Genomic DNA, 20,617 nt, shown 5'->3' with positions numbered 1-20,617 from the left:
TTCTAGACGCTTCAAACGATATGCGGTAGCACACGCGGACCGACATCCCGGATGTTGTCAGCGTAGCCGATGTTCGCCATCAGGACGCGCATACACCGCAGTGCGCGTGTCGTTTCGCTGCCGCTTTCTACGGCCCGCTTATCATGCTGATTGTTTCTGCATCAATCGACAACGACAGCGACCACGCTTCGCACAAGGTAGTCATTTATGATCATTCGCCCAAAACTGAACTGGTTCCGGTTGCTGTTCGTCTGGCGCGGCTCCGTGCTGCCCCAACTGCTGCCGAGGCTCGCGCTCATCTTCGTGCTGTCGATCTCGGCGATGTTCATGCACGATCACATTCGCAACTATCCGGTGAACCTGGGCACGCCGCCGTTTGCGCTCGTGGGCATCGCGCTGGCCGTGTTTCTCGGCTTTCGTAACAGCGCCAGTTACGAGCGCTGGTGGGAAGGCCGAAAACTGTGGGGCGAGCTCTTCATCACGGCGCGCTCGCTCGCACGCCAGATTCTGTCGATGCCCGATTCGCTCGATCCTCTACAAAAGCGGCACTTCCTCGCGGCAATCGGCGGCTTTGCACATGCGTTGCGGCATCAGTTGCGCGGCACCGATGCGCTCGCCGATCTCGCATCACGGCTGACGCCCGAATTGCACGCTCGCGTCTCGACCGCGCAATTCAAGCCGGGCATCATCCTGCTATGGTTCGGCGAATGGCTCGCACAACGCCAGCGTGACGGCACGATCGACGGCTACGCGCTCATCGCGATCGACCGTAACCTCAACACGCTGTCGGACGTCATCGGCGGCTGCGAACGGCTCGCGAACACACCTCTGCCCTTCTCCTATTCGGTGATGATTCACCGCACCATCTATCTGTTTTGCGTGCTGCTGCCATTCGGTCTCGTCGATGGTGCCGGTATGCTCACGCCACTGTTCGCGCTGCTCGTCGCCTATGCGTTCATGGCGCTCGAAGCAATCGCCGCACAGATCGAAGATCCGTTCGGCCTCGAAGAAAACGACCTCGCCCTGAACGCAATGTGCAATACGCTCGAAGCCGTTCTGCACGACATGTCGGCCGATCCCGCCTTCGAACGCGCGCCCAAGGCTTCTTCTTCGTCGCGGCTCTACATACTGGATTGAGACACTTAATTTCATTGTCGATCGTGCCTGGCGCAAGCGCTCTCCTTCATAATCTTTCGAGCCTTATTTGTGGAGATTCGCTTTGAAACTGTTCTACAAAGCCGGGGCCTGCTCGTTGGCCTCGCATATCGCGCTCGTTGAATCCGGCCTTCCGTTCGATATCGAAGCGGTCGATCTGAAGGCGAAAGTCACCGCCAGCGGCGCGGATTTCACGAAGATCAATGCAAAGGGTTATGTTCCCGCACTCGTCCTCGACAATGGCGATGTGCTGACCGAAGGTCCCGCGATCATGCAATACATCGCCGACCAGGCGCCCGCAAAGCACCTCGCGCCGCTGAACGACGCCATGGCGCGTTATCGTCTGCAAGGCTGGCTGACGTTCATCGGCACCGAGTTGCACAAGAACTTCTCTCCGTTCTTCAATCCGTCCGCAAGCAGCGACTGGAGAGCGGCGGCAATGAGCAATCTCGAACGCCGCCTCGCCTACACCGCGCAACAACTCGAAGACAAGCCGTACTTGCTTGGCGACGAATTCAGCATTGGCGACGCCTATCTGTTCACGGTGCTCGGTTGGGCCAAGTTCATCGATCTGGATCTCGGCAAGTGGCCGGTGCTCGTGGCGTATCGGTCGCGCGTGGGCGAGCGCGCCGGCGTGCAGGCGGCGCTGAAGGCCGAAGGGTTGATCTGAGCGCACCGCGCGGCCTGATCGCAGCAGACAGCGGCCTCCTTCGGGAGGCCGTTTCTATATCTGACCGCGCAGCGCTTCTATCTTAATAAATCCGCAGCCTTTGATGCAGCAAGGGAAACGCAGCATAACGCTATCTCAATTGAGATTCGTCTCATTCAGTCTTAAAGCGCTCGCCTCTATGATTCATACATGTCGCGGCGATGCAGAAAAACGCAGCGCCGATCAAAAGCTTCCCGCTTAAATTTGTACTGGAGAGTCTCAAGCATGCGTAACCTGATCAAGAATGTCGCCATCATCGCTATCGTTGCAAGCACCGTTGCCGTCGCTACGCCCAGCGCCTTCGCCGGCAGCAAGACCGCAACGTTCGACGTGACGCTCAACATTCAAGACGATTGCTCGATCTCGGCGAACCCCTTGAACTTCGGCGACACCGGCGCGCTTACCGACAACGTCGATCAGTCCAGCAACCTCGCCGTGACCTGCACCACGGGCACACCTTACAACGTCGCGCTCGATGCCGGCACGGCAACCGGTTCGCAAGTCGCGACACGCAAGCTCGCCAATGCCGGCGGCACCGCGACGGTCGACTTCAACCTGTATCGCGATGCAGCCCGCACGCAGCTCTGGGGCCAGACGACCGGCACCGACACGACAGCGGGCGTAGGTAATGGCAAAAGTCAGAGCCTCGTCGTGTACGGCCGCGTACCATCGCAAACCACACCGGCCGCAGGCACTTATAGCTCGACTGTCACCGCTACGGTCGTGTTCTGAAGCGAGTAGATAAGCAGACGGAACGGCCTCCTTTGGGAGGCCGTTTTTGCATCTGACGGCGCAGCGAATCCATCCCAATAAATCCGCGTCTCCTGATGCAGCAAGGGAAAGGCAGCACAACGCTATCTCAAATGAGATTCGTCTCATTCAGTCTTAAAGCGCCCGTCCCTATGATTCATACATGTCGCGGCGATGCAGAAAAACGCAGCGCCGAATCGAAAGCTTCCCGCTTAAATTCGTACCGGAGAGTCTCAAGCATGCGTAACCTGATCAAGAATGTCGCCATCATCGCTATCGTTGCAAGCACCGTTGCCGTCGCCACGCCCAGCGCCTTCGCCGGCAACAAGACCGCGACGTTCGACGTGACGCTCAACGTTCAAGACGATTGCTCGATCTCGGCGAACCCCTTGAATTTCGGCGACACCGGCGCGCTTACCGACAACGTCGATCAGTCCAGCAACCTCGCCGTGACTTGCACTTCCGGAACGCCCTACAACGTCGCGCTCGATGCCGGCACGGCAGCCGGTTCGCTCATCGCAAAGCGCAAGCTCGTCAACGCCACCGGCGACGCCTCGGTCAATTTCAACCTGTATCGCGATGCAGCCCGCACCAAGCTCTGGGGCCAGCAGACCGGCATCGACACGGCTTCGGGTATAGGTAATGGCGACAGTCAGAGCCTCGTCGTGTACGGCCGCGTACCGTCGCAAACCACCCCGGCCGCAGGCACCTATAGCTCGACTGTTACCGCCACGGTCGTGTTCTGAGGCAACTCGCTTCGCTTCATGTGCAAAGCTTGCCAGAGCTCGAATAAAGCTATATCACTGGCATCGTCGGAAGTAATTCGGGAGACCGACGATGCCACGCTTTACACAACCAGCATGGGCAGCCTTTCTGTTTTTGGAATGCGCTGCCTCGCTCGCCGCGTCATTGCAGATATCTCCGGTTTCAATCCAGCTCGCTGGCCCGGAAAACGGCAAGGTCGTCACGTTACGTAACGATGGCGATGAACCGATTCACGCTCAAGTGCGAACCTTCGTCTGGGATCAGTCCGACGAAGAAGACAAACTCACGCCAACCCGCGATCTGATCGCCAGTCCGCCTATCGCCGAAGTGCCCGCCGGCGGTCAGCAAGTCATCCGCGTCATTCGCGCCAACGCCGCACCCGTTGCACAGGAACGCGCATACCGCCTGATTATCGACGAGTTGCCGCCCGACGGCGGCGACAAGCAATCGGCGGTTCAGTTTCGCTTTCGATATTCCGTACCCCTATTCATTTCGCCGCGCGGTGAGGCGAGCACGCCGAAGCTGCAATGGTCCGTCGTCGAAAGAAACGGCAAGGCGTATCTGCGAGTGCAAAACGATGGCGACATTCACGCGCAACTGAGCACCGTTTCACTCAAGACATCGGACAAGGATGTGCGCGTGTCCGGCGGTTTGCTCGGCTACGTGCTGCCAGGCCGGGTGCGCTCATGGATACTCCCCGACGCGGCCAGCGCCATGCACGGCAAGACGGGCGAAGTCAGCGCCACGGTGAACGGCGCCAGCATGAACGGATCGTTAAGCAATCCGGCCGCGCCCTGATCGTTCGGGGTTGCCACGGGAACGGCGTGCATCGTCATGGATGGATCGACTCGCCCAAGGCTCGTGACGCGCGGTGTTCCTCTCCTGATTTCACTGGGCGTGATCTCCCAAGCGGCTGTTGCTCAAGTCGATATCACCGGCGGCTCGCCCAGCCAGGTTCCGAATATCGCGGGCTCGCCGCGCACGGCCTTGCTCGACATGCAATCGCAAGAAACGCAGTCGCTCGTGCTCGAGATCGTCGTCAACGGCACGAACCTGGGCGAGCCGTCCAACTTCGAGTTGCGTCACGGCCAGCTCTATGCCGAGCGCGCCACGCTCGAAAATGCGGGCATCCGTGTCGACGACTTACATGCCGATGCAGACGGATGGATCGCCGTTTCATCGATTCTAGGCGTGCGCGCCACTTATTCCTCCGCGCGTCAGCAGGCGCTTCTTGACGTCGACCGGTCGCGTCAGATCGCGCAGCGCCTCGGCAACCGGCTTCCGGTTACACCGAAGGCAACGCCCGGCACCGGCTTCGCGCTCAACTACGACGTGACGTACACGCGCCAACTGGGCGAAATGGCGGCCGGTCAGTTCGGCGTCTGGAACGAACAGCGGCTCTTCAGTCCGGCGGGCGTATTCGACAACACCGGCACTTACCTCAACGGCGCAGGAACCAACGGCTACACGCGGCTGGACACGAACTGGGTCTATTCGAATCCGGCCAAACTCATGACGATGACGTTCGGCGACGCCATCTCCGGCTCGCTCGCGTGGACGCGCTCGGTGCGATTCGGCGGCTTCCAGATACAGCGCGATTTCAGCCTGCGCCCGGATCTCGTGACGTTTCCCCTGCCGATGTTCAGCGGATCGGCCGCGGTGCCCTCGGCCGTCGACTTGTATATCAACGGTCTGCGCCAGTACAACGGCAACGTCGCGCCGGGTCCGTTCCAGATCGCGCAGGCGCCCAGTCTGACAGGCGCGGGCACGGCGCAAGTGGTCGTGACCGATGCGCTCGGCCGTCGCGTCACGACGAGCGTGCCGCTTTATATCGACACGCATCTGCTGTCAAAAGGCCTGTCGAGCTATTCGGCGGAATTCGGCTTTCTGCGCGACGATTACACGCTGCGCTCCTGGTCGTACGAGGCATCGCCCGTCTTCAGCGGAACCGCCGCGTATGGCATCACCGACTGGCTCACACTGCAAGCCCACGCGGAAGGCGGGCAAGGTTTGAGCAACGCCGGCACGGGCGCGATCGTGCGCGCAGGCCAATTCGGCGTCTTCAATGCGGCGGCCGCGGGCAGCAAGCTGAATGGCGCGACCGGCGCGCTTTTCAGTCTTGGCTACCAGTACATCAGTCCTGCGGCTTCGCTGACGCTGCAGACCACGCACGCGACCAACAACTATCGCGATATCGCGGCCCTCGACGGCACCTCGGTGTTTCAGCATATTTACCAGGCGACCGTATCGGTCGCGTTGATGCGGTCGCAATCGGCAACAGTGAGCTACGTCGATTCCGAAGACACGTTCTCGGGACACGCGCGCGTCGTCACGCTTGCCTACAACGCCCAGATCGGCAGCCGCTGGTCGCTTTTCGCAAGCACGTATCGCGACTTTCTGCAGCGCGGAGTATGGGGCGGTTCGATTGGCATAACCATCGCGCTCGGCGGCAATACGTCGGTCAGCACGACGGTGGCGCAGTCGGGTGGACACACGACCGCCGACGTCACCGCATCGCGTCCCGCCGACTACGGTGGCGGCTGGGGTTGGTCGGTTCAAGGCGGCGCCGGTGCCGATTATCGTCATGCCTTCGCCGGAACGACTTATCGCTCGAAGTTCGGCGATTTCGAGGCGACCGCGCAGCGCTTCAACGGCACGACGGCGCTCAGCACGGACATGGCGGGCGGCATCGCGATCATGGACGGCGCCATCTTGCCGACGCGCACGGTCACCGACGCGTTCGCGCTCGTCTCGACCGATGGCGTCCCCAATGTTCCTGTCACGCAGGAGAACCGCTTTGTCGGCGTGACGAACTCGAAGGGCTATCTGCTCGTGCCGAATCTGACTTCCTATCAGCGCAATCAACTCGCGATCGACCCGCTCGCGCTGCCGCCAGACGCATCCATCGACAGAACGAAACTGGACATCGCGCCGCAGCGGCGCTCCGGTGCGCTCGCGCACTTCGGCATGTCGCGCTATCAGGGCGCGTCGGTGAGTTTCGTCGATACCACGGGCGCGCCCTTGCCCGCCGGCGCCGTGGCGACGCTCACGAGTACGGGCGAAGCGGCGATCGTCGGCTACGACGGCGTTGCATTTTTCCGCCGTCTCGATTCAGACAACCACGTGACGATTCACGAGGCGAAAGGCGACTGTTCAGCCGGTTTCAGGCTCGACCCGCCGAAGGCCGGAGATCTGCCACAGCTCGGGCCGATCACCTGCCAGCCGGACAAGGGCAAGAGCCAAAAGGAGAAATGACATGCACGCACCGCTTCGCCGCACGCACGGCTCGTTTCGTCCTGTCAGATACGCGCTCGTGTTTCTCGTGCTCTGCGCGCTCTCTGGCGCGGCGCGCTCGCAAACCTGCACGTTTTCGGTGGGCTATACGGATTTCGGCTCCATCGATGTGACGGACACCGAGCCCGCCGATATCGTCGGCGGCATTCACATTCTGTGCAGCGGCTATTCGACGGCGATGGTTCGCATGTGCCTGAACATCGGCCACACCGACTCGCGCACGCTCATTGGCCCAAGCGGCGCAACGTTGAACTACAACCTCTACGTCGATCCGGACCATCAAGGTGTGTGGGGATCGGTCACGGCGCCCGACACCGTGCCGCTGACGCTCGATCTTCCTGTTCATCCGGGCGGCAAGGTCTGGGAACACGAGCCGTTCTATGGCCGCATTCCGCCCAACCAGCCCGTACCGAACGGCACGTACACCATGCCGTTCAGCGCCTCGGACACCTACTTCGTCTATGTGGGATACACCGGCACGCCACCCGATTGCAAGACGGCAACGGCGCCCTATACGAGCGGTCCGTTCACGGTTACGGCGACGGTCGGCCCGACTTGCACGATAGACGCGTCGCCCCTCGTCTTTCGGGAGGCGAGCCTGCTCGACCAACCGATCGAGTCGACGAGTTCGTTGCGGGTGACGTGCGTCTCGGGCATGCCCTTTTCGGTGGCGCTGGACCGCGGCATGACGCCCGGCGCGACGACCACCAACCGCAAGCTCGCTCGCCAGGGCGGGACAGAGACCATCGACTATCAGCTATACATCGACCCGACGCACAAGGTGCCTTGGGCCGATGGCACGAATGGCACGACGATGGCCTTCAATACCGGAACCGGCCAGCCGCAAACGCTCGTGGTCTATGGCCAGGTCCCGGCGCAGGAATCGAAACCGCCTGGAAGGTATCGCGACACCATCATGGCGCTGATCGTCTTCTAGCAACGATCAGCGCGCAGCTGGGCGCAACTCAGTCGCGCACGCAATCGACGAAATATTCGATACGCCCGTTGATCACCTCGCCCACGAGCCCGTGGATGTCGGTGTGGAAGCCCGGAAAGCGTTCGTTGAATTCGCGCGCGAAACGCAGGTAATCGACGATCGTGCGATTGAAGCGCTCGCCCGGAATCAGCAACGGAATGCCCGGCGGATACGGCGTGAGCAGAATGCTCGTCACGCGCCCTTCGAGTTCGTCGATAGGCACGCGGTCGATTTCGCGGTGCGCGAGCTTGGCGAACGCTTCGGACGGCTTCATGGCCGGCTCCATGCTCGACAGATACATCTCGGTAGTCAGACGCGCGATGTCGTTCGCGCGATAAACACTGTGAATCTGCTCGCACAGATCGCGCAGGCCGATGCGCTCGTACGATGGATGCTGTGCGATGAATTCCGGCAGCACGCGCCATAGCGGCTGGTTGTTGTCGTAGTCGTCCTTGAACTGCTGGAGTTCGGTGACCATCGAGTTCCAGCGGCCCTTCGTGATGCCGATGGTAAACATGATGAAGAACGAGTAGAGCCCGGTCTTCTCCACGATAATGCCGTGCTCGGCCAGATAGCGCGTGACGATGCCGGCCGGAATGCCCGTGTCGCCGAAACTGCCGTCCACGTCGAGTCCCGGCGTGATGATGGTCGCCTTGATCGGGTCGAGCATGTTGAAGTTTTCCGCGAGCGCGCCGAAGCCGTGCCAGCGGTCGTTCGGCTTCAGCATCCAGTCTTCGCGGTCGCCTATACCCTCTTCGGCCAGCGCCTCCGGGCCCCAGACCTTGAAGAACCAGTCGTCGCCGTATTCGTCGTCGACCTTGCGCATGGCGCGGCGGAAATCGAGCGCTTCCGCAATCGATTCCTCGACGAGCGCCGTGCCGCCCGGCGCTTCCATCATCGCCGCGGCCACGTCGCATGACGCGATGATCGCGTATTGCGGGCTCGTCGACGTATGCATGAGGTACGCCTCGTTGAAACGATGCCGGTCGAAGGTGCTGTTCTCGCTGTCCTGCACGAGAATCTGCGACGCCTGCGAGATGCCCGCGAGCAGCTTGTGCGTGGAGTGCGTGGCGAACACGAGCGCGCCGGTGCGCGGCCGGCCCGCGCCGATTGCGTGCATGTCCTGATAGAACGAATGGAACTCGGCGTGCGGCAGCCAGGCTTCGTCGAAGTGCAGTGTATCGAGCAGGTCGCCGAGCAGGTCCTTGATCATCTCGACGTTGTAGATCACGCCGTCATACGTGCTTTGCGTGATCGTCAGAATGCGCGGCTTGATCTTCGGGTTCTTCGCGAGCGCCTCGCGCGCGAACGGATTCGCCTCGATCTTCTTGCGAATGTTTTCGGGCTTGAACTCGTCGCGCGGAATCGGTCCGATGATGCCGAACTGGTTGCGCGTCGGCGTGAGGAACACGGGGATCGCGCCCGTCATGGTGATGGCGTGCAGAATCGACTTGTGACAGTTGCGGTCCACGAGCACGATATCGCCCGGCGCCACGGTCGCGTGCCACACGATCTTGTTCGAGGTGGACGTGCCGTTGGTCACGAAGAAGAGATGATCCGCGCTGAAGATGCGCGCCGCGTTACGCTCGGACGCCGCGACCGGCCCGGTGTGATCGAGCAACTGGCCGAGTTCCTCGACGGCATTGCAGACGTCCGCGCGCAACATGTTCTCGCCGAAGAACTGGTGGAACATCTGTCCGAGCGGATTTTTCAGGAACGCGACGCCGCCCGAGTGTCCCGGACAATGCCACGAATACGAACCTTCTTCGGCGTACTGCACCAGTTCCTTGAAGAACGGCGGCGCGAGCGAATCCAGATACACCTTGGCTTCGCGAATGACGTGCCGTGCAACGAACTCCGGCGTGTCCTCGAACATGTGGATGAAGCCGTGCAGCTCGCGCAGGATGTCGTTCGGCAAGTGGCGCGAGGTGCGCGTCTCGCCGTACAGGAAGATCGGGATGTCCGCGTTGCGGCGGCGCACGGCGTTGATGAACGCGCGCAACGCGACGATAGCCGAAGCCAGTTCCGGCGTGTCGCCTTCCACGACGACGTTATCGGCATATGGCAGGAGTTCGTCGTCGTCGATCGACAGAATGAAGCACGACGCGCGGCTCGACTGCTGCGCGAAGGCCGCGAGGTCGCCGTAGCTCGTCAGGCCGAGCACTTCGGCGCCTTCGCGCTCGATCGCTTCGGCAAGCGCGCGAATGCCGGAACCCGAGATATTCTCGGAGCGAAAGTCTTCGTCGATGATGACGACGGGAAAGCGGAACTTCATCGTGCGAATCTCCAGATGGAACGACCGCTGCCCGAGACTGGAAGCTCGACGACAGCGGTCTTTCGACAAGCGTATGCGGTGTGCGTTCTTTGAGAAGCGAAGGAATCAGGTTTTCGGCAGGGTAACGCCGTGCTGCCCCTGATACTTGCCGCCGCGATCCGCATACGACGTCTCGCAAATCTCGTCGCTTTCGAAAAACAGAACCTGCGCGACGCCTTCGTTCGCGTAGATTTTGGCAGGCAAAGGTGTCGTATTCGAGAATTCGAGCGTGACGTAGCCTTCCCATTCCGGCTCGAACGGCGTCACGTTCACGATGATCCCGCAACGCGCGTAGGTGGACTTGCCGAGACACACGGTCAGGCACGAGCGCGGAATACGGAAATATTCGACCGTGCGGGCAAGCGCGAAGGAATTCGGCGGGATGATGCAGACATCGCCCTTGAAGTCGACGAACGATTTCTCGTCGAAGTTTTTCGGATCGACGATGGTGGAATTGATGTTCGTGAAGATCTTGAATTCGTCGGCCACGCGGATGTCGTAGCCGTAGCTCGACGTTCCGTACGACACGATCTTGCGGCCGTCTTCGGTCACGCGCACTTGATCGCGCACGAACGGCTCGATCATCTTGTGCTCTTCGGCCATGCGCCGGATCCACTTGTCGGACTTGATGCTCATAGGGACGCTACCCAGCGTTGCGGCTCGCGGTCATGCGACCGGACGCCTGCGGTGAAACGGGGCATGGCGGCAGCGATTTTGTCGCGCGCTGCGGCCAAACGGAAAGCGCGTATTTTACGCGAACGACGGGTCGTATCGGCGACGCTCGACCGTGATCGACCATTCGGATGATACTCGCGGCGTCTTCATCGATCAGCGCCGAATGACGCCGCATGCGAGCGCCGGTCCCACGTTGTGCGGACTGGCGGCGTAGGGATCGGTGGCTTCGCGATGCAGCACGATAGCGCGCGAGATGACCGAGCGCACGCCGTCGAGCGACACGTCCGTCGCCACGAAAAAGCCCGTGGCCGATCCGGTGGAATCCGCGTGAATGTTGCCGAGTTCGCCTTCGAGACGCGCGGTGGCGCGCTTGCGCTCCGCCGGCAGCGCGAAGACCGGGCTTGCGTCCTGATCGTCCATGGCGATGCAGTCGCCGCGCTCGTGAACCTGCAGCGCGTGATCGCTGTCGGGCGGCATGTCGATCAGGCTATACGACACCTGAACGCCGTCCGCGCGCTCGATCAGCGTGATGGTACCGCGCGCCGCGTTGCCAGGCGTCGGCTGAAGCACCGCGTCGGCGCGTTTCTCGTGATTCTGGAAGATGATGCCGCAGCCGCTCACGAGAACACTACAGGCGACGAGCGCCGAAGCAAGTCCGGCGTGCGCCGCCCTTCCGTCGAATCTATGTCTCATGCGATCCTCTCGGCGGCCCGCCGACACCCGGTGCATCCGCGCGGCCGCCCATAGCAGGCGACATGATACCGCGAGCCGCACCGCACAAGGCTTCGGCGAAACGCGTCCAAGCGCGCCACCATCAAGTGTTCTGCACGACGATGCTCGGAAACTTCGACGTCATGTCGCGCTGACGATCGGCAATGGCAATCGCCACGCGCCGCGCAATCGCGCGATACGTCTCGGCAATCCGGCTTTCCGGCTGCGAAACGACTGTCGGCTGACCGGCATCGGTGCGTTCTCGAATCGCGATATCGAGCGGCAACTGGCCGAGAATCTCGACGCCGTATTCCTTCGCCATGCGCTCGCCGCCGCCCGCACCGAAGATATGCTCCTCGTGCCCGCAATTCGAGCAGATATGCGTGCTCATGTTCTCGACGATACCGAGAATGGGAATGCCGACCTTCTCGAACATCTTGAGGCCCTTCTTGGCGTCGAGCAGCGCGATGTCCTGCGGCGTGGTGACGATCACCGCGCCCGTCACCGGCACTTTCTGCGAGAGCGTCAACTGAATGTCGCCCGTGCCCGGCGGCATGTCGACGACGAGATAATCCAGGTCTTTCCAGTTGGTCTGACGCAGCAGTTGTTCGAGCGCGGAGGTGACCATCGGGCCGCGCCAGACCATCGGGTTGTCCTGCTCGATCAGAAAGCCGATGGAATTCGCCTGAATGCCATGACCGATCAGCGGATTCATCGACTGATTGTCGGGCGACTCCGGCCGGCCGGAGATGCCGAGCATCATCGGCAAGGACGGGCCGTAGATGTCCGCGTCGAGCATGCCGACATTGGCGCCTTCCGCCGCCAGCGCGAGCGCGAGGTTCGCGGCTGTCGTGCTCTTGCCGACGCCGCCCTTGCCCGACGCCACCGCGATGATGTTCTTGACGTTCGGCAGCAGCTTCACGCCGCGCTGTACCGCGTGCGCGACGACTTGCGAGGACACATCGACGACGACGTCTTCCACGCCGGGCACCGCACGCAACGCATCCTCGACCAGTTTGGCCGTGGCCGCGAACTGCGTACGCGCCGGATAGCCCAGTACGACGCTCACCGAGACCGTGCCGTTTTGTAGCGAAACGTTGCGGATACTTTTGGTATCGACGAACTTGCGGCTGGTGTTCGGATCGGTCAGTGTGGCTAATGCGGCGTCGATCTTCGCGCGGTCGATACTCATTGCAACTCCATGGAATGGTTTGTGCTGATGCGACGGCGCATTGCAACAAACTGAGGAAAGTGAAAGTAATTGTTAGAGCCGTTGCGCCGCGTCCCCGCACATTGCACTATTGCGCGCGGTAATTGTTTCCGGGGACGCATCGCCACTGGCGACTGACGCGCTCTCATTTCTCATAATTGTAGAGGTTCGTCCGGACGCACGTCCGAAGACCCTTACGTACTGTCGGCGCGGCGCGCCGAATCGCTCGTTGATTCAAGGAGATCAAACATGAAGTTGAAGTTGATGACCCGTTTGTCGGTTTTCGTCGTTGCTGGCGCACTGGTCGCGGGCTGCGCGACGGAGCAGGGTAACAATGCGGCGGTCGGCACGGGCGTCGGCGCCGCGACCGGCGCTGGCCTCGGTGCGATTTTCGGCGGCGGCAAGGGCGCGGCAATCGGCGCGGCTGCAGGCGCGGCTGTCGGCGGCGTGACCGGCTATAACTGGCAAGCCATTCGCAACAAGATTTCCGGCGACTCGAAGGGCACCGGCACGCAGGTGACCGAGCAGCAGGACGGATCGCTCAAGGTCAACATCCCGAACTCGATCTCTTTCGACACCAACAGCTACGCGATCAAGCCGACGTTCGATCCGGTTCTGAACTCCGTCACGCAAACGTTGCAGCAGCATCCGGAGTTGATCGCCAACGTGATCGGCCATACGGATAACACCGGCACGGCGGCTTACAACCAGACGCTGTCGCAGAATCGCGCGCAAAGCGTGGCTTCCTATATCGCCACGCATGGTGTCGCCGGTCAGCGTCTCTCGTCGCAGGGCATGGGACAGAACCAGCCGATCGCCGACAACTCGACCGAAGCAGGCCGCGCACAAAATCGTCGCGTGGAAATTTACCTGCGCGCGACGGCACAGCCGGGCCAAGTGCAATAAATTTCTGATTTATAAGGAGAATCGGCAGATGCCGGCGCAGCGTGGCAAAGCGCGCGAAGCCGCCTGAAAAAAATTTGAAACTTGGGCGCACGGCGCGTGTCTGTCTTTACGGTAGGCGCGCGGCGAGGCCGCCACCTGCCATTCTCCTCTTGTCGTTGTTGCTCCGGGGCCCGGTTTTGGACCCCGGTTTTTTTTGGTGCGATGGTTTTCGGCTGCCGCGCCCAAGTCTCCCCGTCTCCCCGCCTCCCCGTCTTCCTTCCCCTCCCTGCTAAAATCGAAAATCGCTTTTTTTGCGTTCTTCGATCAACTTCTGCATTTCCTCCGGGCCGCGCCTTATGTCAGCACCGATTTCAGCCATCGCCACCGCCGCGCCCGCCGTCAAGAACGGCGCTCGCCAGATCCTCGTCACGTCCGCGTTGCCGTATGCGAACGGTCAGATTCATATCGGCCATATGGTCGAATACATTCAGACGGACATCTGGGTTCGGACGCTGCGCATGCATGGCCACGAGGTCTACTACGTCGGCGCCGACGATACCCACGGCACGCCCATCATGCTGCGCGCCGAAAAAGAAGGCATCACGCCGAAAGCGCTGATCGAACGCGTTTGGAAAGAGCACAAGCGCGACTTCGACAGCTTCGGCATTTCCTTCGACAACTATTATTCGACCGATGCCGAGGAAAACCGCGTCCTTTGCAACACCATCTACGCCGCGCTCCAGGAAGCGGGATTGATCGACGCGCGCGACATCGAGCAGGCCTACGATCCGGTCAAGGAAATGTTCCTGCCGGACCGCTTCATCAAGGGCCAGTGCCCGAAGTGCGGCGCGAAGGACCAGTACGGCGACAATTGCGAGGTTTGCGGCTCGACTTATCAGCCCACCGAACTCATCAACCCGTATTCGGTGGTGTCGGGTGCGACGCCCATCCGCAAGATTTCCACGCATTATTTCTTCCGCCTGTCGGACCCGCGTTGCGAAGACTTTCTGCGCGGCTGGGTCGGCGGACTCGCGCAGCCCGAAGCCACGAACAAGATGCGCGAATGGCTCGGCGACAAGGGCGAGGCCAAGCTCGCCGACTGGGACATCTCGCGCGACGCGCCCTACTTCGGCTTTGAAATCCCCGGTGCGCCGGGCAAGTACTTCTACGTCTGGGTCGACGCCCCGGTCGGCTATTACGCGAGCTTCAAGAATCTCGCGGACCGTATCGGCCTGGATTTCGATGAATGGGTGAAGCCCGGTTCGAAGACCGAGCAGTACCACTTCATCGGCAAGGACATTCTGTATTTCCACACACTCTTCTGGCCCGCGATGCTCGAATACTCCGGTCATCGCACGCCGACGAACGTGTTCGCGCACGGCTTTCTGACCGTCGACGGCGCGAAGATGTCGAAGTCGCGTGGCACGTTCATCACGGCGCAAAGCGTGATCGATACCGGCATCAATCCGGAATGGCTGCGCTACTACTTCGCGGCCAAGCTGAACAGCACGATGGAAGACATCGACCTCAACCTGGAAGACTTCCAGGCGCGCGTGAACAGCGATCTCGTCGGCAAATACGTGAATATCGCGAGCCGCGCGGCGGGCTTTCTTCTGAAGCGCTTCGACGGCCGCGTGCAGGACAGCGCGATGCAGCATCCGCTGCTTGCGCAACTGCGCGCCGCGATTCCGCAGATTGCCGGCTTCTACGAGTCGCGCGAATACGGCCGCGCGCTGCGCACGACCATGGATCTCGCCGATACCGTCAACGGCTACGTCGATACCGCGAAGCCCTGGGAACAGGCGAAGGACCCGGCCAACTCGGTCGCGTTGCACGAGACTTGCAGCGTGAGTCTGGAGGCGTTCCGCCTGTTGTCGCTTGCGCTGAAGCCGGTGTTGCCGAAGCTGATCGAAGCGGTCGAGGCGTTCCTCGGCATCGCGCCGCTCGTCTGGGCGGATGCGGACATGCCGCTGTCGTCGGCCAATGCCGTGAACGCGTACAAGCATCTGACCACGCGCGTCGACCCGAAGCAGATCGAGGCCTTGCTCGCGGCGAATCGCGAGTCGTTGCAGGCGGCGCCGGAAGCGGCCGCTGCTTCTGCCGCTGCTACAAGTGCGAGTGCGGCTAAGAGCGCGGCGCCCGCCAAGAAGCAAGCGAACGAAGAGACGCCAGGCGTCATCTCCATCGACGACTTCTCGAAAATCGATCTGCGTATCGCGAAGATCGTCGATTGCAAAACGGTCGAAGGCTCCGACAAGCTCTTGCAACTGACGCTCGATATCGGCGAAGAGAAAACGCGCAATGTGTTCTCGGGTATTCGTTCGGCTTATCAGCCGCAGGATCTGATCGGCAAGCTGACCGTGATGGTCGCCAATCTCGCGCCGCGCAAGATGAAGTTCGGCCTGTCGGAAGGCATGGTGCTGGCGGCGTCCGCCGCCGACGAGAAGAAGGAGCCGGGGCTCTATATTCTCGAACCGCATGGCGGGGCCACGCCGGGAATGCGGGTGCGCTGAACGACAACCGCGACGCTCGAAACAGGAACGCCCCTCTTGAGGGGCGTTTTTTTCGGACGTCTGTCCGTGGCAAGCAACCTGAGCAGCGCTGTCCGGCGATGCCTATTGATAGGTCATGGTGAGGATCATCGACGTGTTCGCCGGTCCGGGCGTCACGGTACCGGTTCGATAGTAACGCGCCTTCATCGGGATGACATAGCTGCCACCCGTGGAACTGTTATAGCCGGAGAATGCTTTCGTCGTGCTCAGCGGAAACACCGCGCCGGAGCCATCCAGTAGCTGCACGCCCACGCCCGTGGCCGACGACGAGCCATTGAGCGCCACGACGGATTGCGAACTGTTAAGCACACTGGTCGTGGGATCGATTTCATACAGGACGCCATTCATCCCCGAGGGACAATTGTTGAGGCTGATGTTGAACGGGACCGCCGCGGTAGTCGCACCGACAGACGCCATCTCCACCGGAAAATGGGTGCCGAGCGGCACCGGCACATCGGGGGTCTGGCAGGTAAGCGGGACGACCGTCACCGCCGGGACGATCAGATAAAAAGGCGTGGTGCCCGGGCTGTCCGGGACAAAATTGATCATGGAGCTTGAGCTCGCCAGCGTCTGCGCGCCCAGCACACCCGCCGCGCTCACAACGCCTGTCTTCACGAGCGCAACTGCCCAACGCCCATAGTTTTTGAGGTTGGAACCAGTGGCGGTACAGGTCCAGCCCACGTAGGGCGGCCGCACGGAGGGCGACACCTCGTCGAGCCAATCCGCGCCGCCACACGAACTCGGCTCGCCGTCGAACGCGATGGCCATGCCAACTCCGGGCACATTGGTCTGCAAGACCGTATAGGACGCGAGACCTGGACCCGGTGTGCTCGCAATCGTCACGCTGCTTTTCGGCCATGCGACATTCAACTTCGAATACATGCCGGAACCGGATGTCGTCGACATGGTGCACACGTAGTTGACCATCGACGTGATGCTCCAGGGCGCCAGAATGGCGCCCACCGGCAAGTCGCGCGGCACCGAAATCGTCGCGGGGAAAATGGCCTGCACACTCTGACCTCCGCCCGTGCAAGCGTCGGCCCATGCGTCCTGCATGCCGCCTGTCAAAACCAGCGCGCTCGACAATATGATCCAAGCATATCGTCGCAGCCGGGCAAATCCGATGCCTTTCATATCGCTATTCCGTCAAAGGGTGTCGAAGTCACGCGCGCGTCAGTTGTAGGTGAAGTTGACCGTCGCCGAGGTCGTCACCGTGCCCGCTGTCATCGTTCCAAGACGATAGAACTGCGCCACCATCGGAATGGTCATGGTGTTGGTCGCGTCCACTTGGCCGCGATTGGACGTGTTGCCAAGCGTGACGACCGTACCGGTGGTCCCGCCCGCACTGCTCGCCTGCAGCAGTTGCACGCCGGTCTGCGTCGCGGTGCCGGTGTTCTTGAGCACACTCGAAACGGTGTCGGACTGGCCCGATACGGCCATCGATACCGTGGTGCCCGGCGTGCAGTTGGTCAGCTTCAGGCTGAACGCGGTGGGATTCATCGTCGATCCCACGCTCGGAAAGTCGAGGATATTGGCGCTGCCCAGATTGATCGTCTGATTCGCCGAAGCGGTGTCCACCGTGCAGGACGGGGGCACGATGGTGCCGGTGAAGTTGAGCGTGGCATCCGCTCCGAATGCCGAACCGGTCGCGGTGACGGCGATGGTGACGGCGAGATTAGCCAGAAGTGATCCAAGTGTGCGCATAGTCATTCAAACGTGTTCATGTTGCCGCCGCTCGTGCGGGTCTTTTTCGATTGCAGATTCATGTCGTGGAGATATCGGCTTAGTTGCAGGCTGCATCCGTGAAGGCAGTCGATGCCGCCCGGCTCCCGTCGGCTTCGGGCAACGCGTAATGCACCTTGCAACTCTGATCGGCCGCCGAGCCCCAACGGGCGATCAGATCGCCACTCGCGGCCTTGCTATACAACATCGCGCGGCTGCCCTGCGTCACGGCGCCAACGGATTCGCCGCTCGCATCCAGCACGTCCGCGCCGAACGGCACCGGCTCGCCGTTCAGACGACGCAAGCGCATGACGATTGCGCGGCCTCGGTCTTCGGTATCGAACTTCACGACCGACACCGCGCCGGCCGTTGGTGCAAAGTGCTGCTCGGTGGTCTTGAGCTGCACGCCCATCGGCAAGCCCTTGGTGTCGATCTCCACCGCGTTCTGCGAATACGGCTGCATGCCCGCCACGGCCGCGCGGCCGGCGCCGTTCAGCCGCACGCCGGGCGAACTGGCAATGCGCGCTCCGGCGGCATCGTTCGCCTCGACAATCGCCAACGTGTCGCCGCTTTGCGGTGACAACACCAGACCACCCCCGTATGCGACCACGGAACCGGACGCACCCGCGCCTGCCTGCGTGTATCCGTTGGCGCGGCCAACATTCGCGCGCAACTGCGCCACAGGCGAGAAATAGCCGACATTGGCGCTAAGGCTGTCGCTGTGGCTGCCGGAATCACCCGATGTGTGGCCCGCGCTCACGCCGTAGTTCATCTCATAGTCCTTGCCGAGCGTGCCCGTGAAGGTTTCCTGAATCTGGTTCGTGTTGTCGCGCGAGTCGTGCGAGAAGCTCGTCGTCGAATTGGCGATGTTCGTGCCCAGATCGAGGGGAACGCTCAGCGTGAGCATCACGCGGTTGTCCCAGTTCGCGGTTGACGTGTCGAGTTCGCGCGAAGCCGAAACCCCCACGCCGACGCGCCCGACGTTCGTGTTGTAGCCGACCTGGAACGCGGTATCGTTGCCATGCTTGTTCCAGTAGTTCTGCGTGTAGCCCGATGCGTAAATGGAGCCCCACTTGTCGAGGTTTTGGTTGAGCGTGAGCTGCAGGCGACCTTTCTGGATGCCGTTGCTCATGAACGCGGTGCCCTTCGACTCGAGGTCGCGCAGGTTCATGGCGTCGCGGAACCCGAGGAAGCCGCTCGTCGAATAGCGGTACGCCGCGAGCGTGACGTCGGTGTTCGTCGGCGTGAAGCTGCGCGAGAACGAAAGGCGAAGGCTCTGTCCGCTCCGGCTGCCGGATTTCGGCAGATTCGCATTGGCTTGCGTCGCGTCGAAGGCGAATGCACCGACCGACGTGTTGAGCGACGCGCCGAGCGCCGCCGAAATGTAGTCTTCGGCGACGATCGAGCCGCCATACAGCGTGACCAGGTTGTTCACGCCGTGCTGCACACCAGCCTGCACGACATACGGATGGCCCGATTCGCTCGAATTGCGATACTGGCCCGCTGCCACGTTCAAGCGCCAGCGCCCCTCGCGCAGCGAATTCACGGGCGCGGCATACGGCACGGATGCAACGTGCTGGCTGCCGTCCGCTTCGGTGACGATCACCTGCAGGTCGCCGCCGTAGCCGGTCGGGTAGAGATCGTTGATCTCGAAAGGACCCGGCGCGACCGTCGTCTCGTAGATGAGATTGCCGTTTTGCTTGACCTGAACGTTCGCGTTGGTATTGGCGATACCCCGCACGATCGGCGCATAGCCGCGCTGCGATTCCGGGTACATGCGGTCGTCGGTTGCGAGCTGCACGCCGCGCACGCCGAACGAATCGAAGATCGAGCCGTCGGTGTAGGAGTCGCCGAGCGTCAACTGGCTCTTGAGCGGAATCAGCGAGCGCTGCACATTCGTCTGCAGGCTCTGTGCATGCGTGCCGCCAAACGACGATGTCGTGACGTTGCCGTTGTAGCGAAAACGCCAAGCGTCGAAGTTGAGACCCGCCGTCACGCCCAGATAACCCTGAGTGTTCGACACGCCGCCGCCATCCGAGCGATACACGTTGGCGTTGTACTGCAAGGTCGCGGCTGGCACGCCTTCGTCCCACAGCTTCGGATCGACCCAGCCGCGTGCGTTGCGGCTCATCATCGCTTGCGGCACGCTCACGTCGAGGCGCTGTTCGCCCATGTCGAAGGTGGCCGTCGCCTGCGGGATCAGGTCCGGCAGCGCCACGCCGCCCGTGCTGTTCGCGGCGTCGAGTTGCGCTAACGCGGAATCGGGCAGGCGCATGGTATCGACGCCCGCGCGCGCGAGCAGATCGCGATCGAAGACCGGCACCGCGCGATGGTCCGGCGCGCCGACATTGCGCAATGTAATGGCGGTCATGCCGAGCCACACACCGTTCACGTACAGTGCGGCGCGGTAATTGCCGGCCAGTGCGATGTTGCCCTTGTCGAAGCGGCTGACGTCCATGACCGCCGCGCCCGCGAAGCGCAGGAAGCCCGGGTCGAACTCCACGGCCTCGGGCGCGGCCGATGCGGCCGATGCGGCTGATGCCGTCGAGGTCGATGCCGTCGATGCCGTCGATGCAACCGCACCACTCGATGCAGCCTTGACATCGGACGAGGCCTGAGCCCGATCCGGCCGCACCCCGGACGATGACGAAGTGTCCATGCGAGCCAGCGTGTTCGCATCGGCCCTGGCATGCGCCGCGGCGAAGGCGAGCATCACGGCGACGCTGGTCCGACTCAGCGAGAGAGCGAACCTCGAATTCGATTCCATGCAGCGTTCATTCATATCGAGCCGGATTCGCGGGCAACACCGCTCCCCACCGATGGGAAACATCGGCATCCGGGGCTCGCTGCCTCGCGACGATTAAGTCTTGGTGTACGTGAACGCCAGGCTATTCGCGCC

At 61.9% G+C, this 20,617-nt stretch carries 16 protein-coding genes; 9 read left to right on the top strand and 7 right to left on the bottom strand.

What is annotated here, in order from left to right:
• Positions 1-207 precede the first annotated feature (207 nt).
• The 7 genes from NCR40_RS03070 (at position 208) to NCR40_RS03040 (ending at position 7,610) form a co-directional block, all read left to right on the top strand.
• A complete protein-coding gene (locus NCR40_RS03070; RefSeq protein ID WP_250508677.1) occupies positions 208-1,137 on the top strand; it encodes a bestrophin family protein in 930 nt (309 codons plus the stop codon).
• 82 nt (positions 1,138-1,219) lie between these two features.
• Positions 1,220-1,825: a glutathione transferase GstA gene (gene gstA / locus NCR40_RS03065; RefSeq protein ID WP_250508676.1), complete on the top strand. Its 606-nt coding sequence runs from the start codon at positions 1,220-1,222 to the stop codon at positions 1,823-1,825.
• A gap of 264 nt (positions 1,826-2,089) precedes the next feature.
• The gene (locus tag NCR40_RS03060) at positions 2,090-2,596 is read left to right on the top strand and encodes a Csu type fimbrial protein (protein WP_244827295.1); all 507 of its coding nucleotides are present in this window, start codon (positions 2,090-2,092) and stop codon (positions 2,594-2,596) included.
• 257 nt (positions 2,597-2,853) lie between these two features.
• Positions 2,854-3,360 carry a Csu type fimbrial protein gene (locus NCR40_RS03055; RefSeq protein WP_250508675.1) on the top strand — a complete coding sequence of 169 codons (507 nt, stop codon included), beginning with the start codon at positions 2,854-2,856 and terminating at the stop codon, positions 3,358-3,360.
• 91 nt (positions 3,361-3,451) lie between these two features.
• Positions 3,452-4,177 carry a fimbrial biogenesis chaperone gene (locus NCR40_RS03050; RefSeq protein WP_250508674.1) on the top strand — a complete coding sequence of 242 codons (726 nt, stop codon included), beginning with the start codon at positions 3,452-3,454 and terminating at the stop codon, positions 4,175-4,177.
• Positions 4,178-4,213: 36 nt separating this feature from the next.
• The gene (locus NCR40_RS03045; protein WP_250508673.1) at positions 4,214-6,634 is read left to right on the top strand and encodes a fimbria/pilus outer membrane usher protein; all 2,421 of its coding nucleotides are present in this window, start codon (positions 4,214-4,216) and stop codon (positions 6,632-6,634) included.
• Between the two features lies 1 nt (position 6,635).
• The gene (locus NCR40_RS03040; protein WP_244827290.1) at positions 6,636-7,610 is read left to right on the top strand and encodes a Csu type fimbrial protein; all 975 of its coding nucleotides are present in this window, start codon (positions 6,636-6,638) and stop codon (positions 7,608-7,610) included.
• 28 nt (positions 7,611-7,638) lie between these two features.
• On the opposite strand, the gene NCR40_RS03035 is transcribed toward NCR40_RS03040, so the two are convergent.
• From NCR40_RS03035 to apbC, 4 genes are all read right to left on the bottom strand, one after another.
• The gene (locus tag NCR40_RS03035) at positions 7,639-9,924 is read right to left on the bottom strand and encodes an arginine/lysine/ornithine decarboxylase (protein ID WP_244827289.1); all 2,286 of its coding nucleotides are present in this window, start codon (positions 9,922-9,924) and stop codon (positions 7,639-7,641) included.
• Between the two features lie 105 nt (positions 9,925-10,029).
• Positions 10,030-10,599, bottom strand: coding sequence for a dCTP deaminase (gene dcd, locus NCR40_RS03030; protein ID WP_086972352.1), 570 nt, complete (start codon positions 10,597-10,599; stop codon positions 10,030-10,032).
• A gap of 192 nt (positions 10,600-10,791) precedes the next feature.
• A complete protein-coding gene (locus NCR40_RS03025; protein ID WP_250491930.1) occupies positions 10,792-11,331 on the bottom strand; it encodes a superoxide dismutase family protein in 540 nt (179 codons plus the stop codon).
• Positions 11,332-11,452: 121 nt separating this feature from the next.
• Positions 11,453-12,541: an iron-sulfur cluster carrier protein ApbC gene (gene apbC, locus NCR40_RS03020; RefSeq protein WP_244827287.1), complete on the bottom strand. Its 1,089-nt coding sequence runs from the start codon at positions 12,539-12,541 to the stop codon at positions 11,453-11,455.
• Positions 12,542-12,808: 267 nt separating this feature from the next.
• On the opposite strand from apbC, the gene NCR40_RS03015 reads away from it, so the two are divergent.
• Positions 12,809-13,465, top strand: a complete 657-nt coding sequence (locus NCR40_RS03015) for a YiaD family glycine zipper/OmpA-like lipoprotein (protein WP_244827286.1) — start codon at positions 12,809-12,811, stop codon at positions 13,463-13,465.
• A gap of 335 nt (positions 13,466-13,800) precedes the next feature.
• Positions 13,801-15,957, top strand: a complete 2,157-nt coding sequence (metG, locus tag NCR40_RS03010) for a methionine--tRNA ligase (protein ID WP_250463575.1) — start codon at positions 13,801-13,803, stop codon at positions 15,955-15,957.
• A gap of 102 nt (positions 15,958-16,059) precedes the next feature.
• Here metG and NCR40_RS03005 read toward each other — a convergent pair whose 3' ends face one another.
• From NCR40_RS03005 to NCR40_RS02995, 3 genes are all read right to left on the bottom strand, one after another.
• Entirely contained in the window at positions 16,060-17,130 is a 1,071-nt protein-coding gene (locus NCR40_RS03005; protein WP_250508672.1) for a fimbrial protein, read from the bottom strand.
• Positions 17,131-17,169: 39 nt separating this feature from the next.
• Entirely contained in the window at positions 17,170-17,706 is a 537-nt protein-coding gene (locus NCR40_RS03000; protein ID WP_250508671.1) for a fimbrial protein, read from the bottom strand.
• 73 nt (positions 17,707-17,779) lie between these two features.
• Positions 17,780-20,485 carry a fimbria/pilus outer membrane usher protein gene (locus tag NCR40_RS02995; RefSeq protein WP_250508670.1) on the bottom strand — a complete coding sequence of 902 codons (2,706 nt, stop codon included), beginning with the start codon at positions 20,483-20,485 and terminating at the stop codon, positions 17,780-17,782.
• Between the last annotated feature and the right edge of the window lie 132 nt (positions 20,486-20,617).

Source organism: Caballeronia sp. GACF4 (assembly GCF_023631025.1).
GTDB lineage: Bacteria > Pseudomonadota > Gammaproteobacteria > Burkholderiales > Burkholderiaceae > Caballeronia.
This window is presented reverse-complemented; position numbering and strand designations above follow the sequence as displayed.